This window comes from Dyella sp. ASV21 (assembly GCF_016428975.1).
Classification (GTDB): domain Bacteria; phylum Pseudomonadota; class Gammaproteobacteria; order Xanthomonadales; family Rhodanobacteraceae; genus Dyella.
Map to the genome: position 1 here is coordinate 1 of NZ_JAELTT010000136.1, position 3,467 is coordinate 3,467.

Annotated in this window: 2 protein-coding genes and 1 pseudogene; all 3 read right to left on the reverse strand. The window is 58.9% G+C overall.

The window, feature by feature from the left end; translation table 11 throughout:
* Positions 1-307 precede the first annotated feature (307 nt).
* On the reverse strand, positions 308-1,447 hold the full coding sequence (locus JHD67_RS21130; protein ID WP_199101115.1) for an Imm71 family immunity protein: 1,140 nt from the start codon (positions 1,445-1,447) through the stop codon (positions 308-310).
* Between the two features lies 1 nt (position 1,448).
* The gene (locus JHD67_RS21135; protein ID WP_199101116.1) at positions 1,449-2,612 is read right to left on the reverse strand and encodes an Imm71 family immunity protein; all 1,164 of its coding nucleotides are present in this window, start codon (positions 2,610-2,612) and stop codon (positions 1,449-1,451) included.
* A pseudogene (locus JHD67_RS22470) lies at positions 2,609-3,467 on the reverse strand (hypothetical protein); the annotation flags it as partial. The pseudogene JHD67_RS22470 and the gene JHD67_RS21135, both read right to left, overlap by 4 nt.

Below are 3,467 nucleotides of genomic sequence, written 5' to 3' on the forward strand. Positions count from 1 at the left end.
CGGCACCTGATCGTGGGGGAACTTGCACGGCGCAACGGCCTGCTGCCCTCGATCCGCCCTACCGCCGGATACCGGCTAGGCGACCGGGCCCATATCGAACCCCTGCACCGTATCCAAGCCCTGCACCAGCGCGGCACGCAGCCGACCGATATCGAAACCGCCCTGTCCAGGTCACAAGCCCAACGGCCGAGGGAGTCGACCACCCGATCGCCCAAATTCACTGCGAACTGGCCAAAGCCTGCTTGCCGCGCGGACGACAGATGCGCCTGCGCACACAACAGGTGACCGCACAGCCCCAGCGCTCAGGCTATACCGCCTTCATGAAGCGCCACATCACCCGCCGGCCCTGCAGGCGCGGCATGGGAATGCCAAACGCCACCGTCTGCGGACTAAGCGTCAGATCATCCAGGCATTTCCATACCCCGGGGTAAGGACACGGTTCGTCGGACCATACGCGCATGCCGCCGCGCAGCTCTTCGGGCTCGGGCGCCAGGCGTGCAGGGTCCGGTTGCTGGAACACATAGCCGCGCTCTTCCTCCGGAATAGTGCCGTCTTCATAGCGGTCGTCGCGCCACAGGAGGCGCCAGACTGTTGGCTTGCCTTTGGCCTCGCCATACGCCGCGCAATGAGGCGCGGATGAATCGGCGTGCAAATAGGCCATCGTGCCGGCCGACTCGAATGGCCCCTCGGGGAGTGGCGACATCCCAAATAGCTGGAAACCCTTTGGCTTGGGTATGTTCACCGGCTCCCATATACCTGAATGCGGCGTCCTCCTTCCCGAGCCGACCAGTGTGTGCGTGATCGGGTCAGGCACTTCAGGCAAGACCTTCGGAAACACCATCGCTTCCAGCTTTGCTTTCAAATTGTCGTTGAAGAACGTATGGGAAGCAGCATCAAGCCGCTCGGGCTCGATGATTTCAGATGAACATTCAGCCCATGCTTCGCTCAGCTCTGTGAGAGCAAAACAAAACTCGTCCCAATGCGGCGTGTGGTCTTGGTCGATGCCATTTTCGCCGATCTCTATGCGCCACTGAAGTTCACTCCAATACGACAATATGGAGCGGGCCATCACGAACTTGCCGTGGGCGTTGTACTGAAAGACGCGCTTGTCGCCAGCACGCAAGCTGCCCACCCCCTCCTCACAGTGAGCCAGGCCTTTGAGAATCTCCACCAAACGACTCTCGTCAATAGCACTGCCTGTAAATGGCCCGAAATAAGCGTTATCAGTCGGCGCGCCTCCGATGAGCTTGTCGTTCCGATCATATTGGCGTAACCAGCCTCGTTCGCTGGCAACCTGCACGCTCCGTTCGGTGGCACTGGCCCACGCACGGTAATAATCGAGGATGCGATTCCATGCAGTGTACGAACTGATGCGCTTGAGCCAGTAGAAGATTTGTCGGCGTTCGCGCGCGTTGGGCAGCATTACGCCAGGCGGATAGTTGCCCAAGCTACACCGCCTTCATCAAGCGCCACATCACCCGCCGGCCCTGCCGGCGCGGCATGGGAATGCCAAACGCCACCGTCTGCGGACCAAGCGTCAGATCATCCAGGCATTTCCATACCCCGGGGTAAGGACACGGTTCGTCGGACAATACGCGCATGCCGCCGCGCAGCTCTTCGGGCTCGGGCGCCAGGCGTGCAGGGTCCGGTTGCTGGAATACATAGCCGCGCTCTTCCTCGGGAATAGTGCCGTCTTCATAGCGGTCGTCGCGCCACAGGAGCCGCCAAGTCACATCATTGCGCAAGCTTTCTTTCTCGGTCTCCTGCCGCGCGCGCGGCGCGGCGGAGCCCGCGTGGAGGTAGCTCATGCATCCAACGATGGGCAGGGGACCTTCCGGCGAAGGCTGTGCGGAAAAAAGATAGAAACCTTTAGGCTTTGCTACATATACCGGCTCCCAGATACCGGAACACGGTACAGACTTACCCGTCGCCACCAGAGTCAACTCCTTGGCGTCTGGAACCTCGGGTAATTCATTGGGATAAGACATCTTGGGTAGACGTTCGCGCAGATAGTCGCCATAGATGGTTTGCGATGGGGCGTTCAGATCCTGAGGTTCGATCAAGAAGGGTGAGCTTTCTCCCCACGCTTCACTCAGCTGAGTCAGCGCAAAGCAAAACTCGTCCCAATGCGGCGTGTGGTCTTGGTCGATGGTGTTCTCGCCGATCTCGATACGGTCAATCAAAGTAACCCAATAAGATGGGGCACCGTCGGCCATCACGAACTCACCATGCGCGTTGTACTGAAATACGCGCTTGTCGCCGAGGCGGAGACGGCGCACGCCTTCCTCCGCATGTGCAAACCCCTTGAGGATGCGTATCAGGCTGCTCTCACCCAAAGCACTTCCGGTGTATTCGGCGTATTGACCGCCTTTGCCGTCACTGATCTTACGTCCCGTGGGAACGCCACCGACGATCTTTCCCTCCTCATACAGTCGTAGCCACCCTCGATCATTAGCTACGCTGACGCTCTTTTCTGTTATCGAGACCCAAGACCGGTAGTACTCCAGAATACGACGCCATGTGCTGTACGAACTGATGCGCTTGAGCCAGTAGAAAATCTGCCGACGCTCCAATGCATTAGGCAACATGATGCCGGACGGGATGCCATTCATGGCGTTTCCTCGGCAGTGCGGGTCTGCTCACGCGCGCCCAATTTAACGGTTTGTACGATGCCCCGGCCGGGCAAGTGCAGATAGCCGTGAATGCCATAGGCGTCGGTCCAACCGGTGGGTCGAATCTCGAATGACATACCGGATATGGGATCAAGCCATCGCGCTTGCTGCCGAGTCGCTACGACCTCCTGACTTAGGCGTGCCAGCTCATCAGCTGAGGAGCGATCCAGATAGAACGCTGCTTGCGTACCCCCTCCAGTCAGATACTGCCCAGGGATATTGCTACCCATCTGCTCGGATACGGTCCCTACTGCCGCCTTGGGGCCAGCGTCACCGATAACTTGGCCGATCACGACAAAGCCATCACTGTTGAACTCGTCAAGTACGGCAGCTTCATCGCGCCATGCCTTGGCCGTTTTAGGCGGCTCCCCGATACCCCACCACATACCGGAGGCGGTGGTGGTCGGAACTTCTTTAAATCCTAATGTTTCTTGCCCTTCACCAAAGAACCGATAGACGCGCTCCCCCTTGTTCAATCGGCGCTGCACGATACGTCCGCTATACGCAGCCAGATACGGATAGTGATTCTTGTTAATGTTTTTACTCAAAGGCGGATATCCGTTCTCATGCTTGTAGTATTTCTCCCAGGACTTGACGTCATCGACGCTAGCGGGGTTTTGCTTCCACCCGCCCCGCGCCGACCTCACCGGCAGCGGCCCCTCTTCCAACAACCTCGCCTCATCCGTATACGTATGCGCCGTCTCACCCGTCGCCACTTCAAAGCGGACCGTGCGGCTGGTGGTTTCACCGCCGCTGCGGATATAGGACTGCACTTCGCGCAGCTTTTGGTCCAGC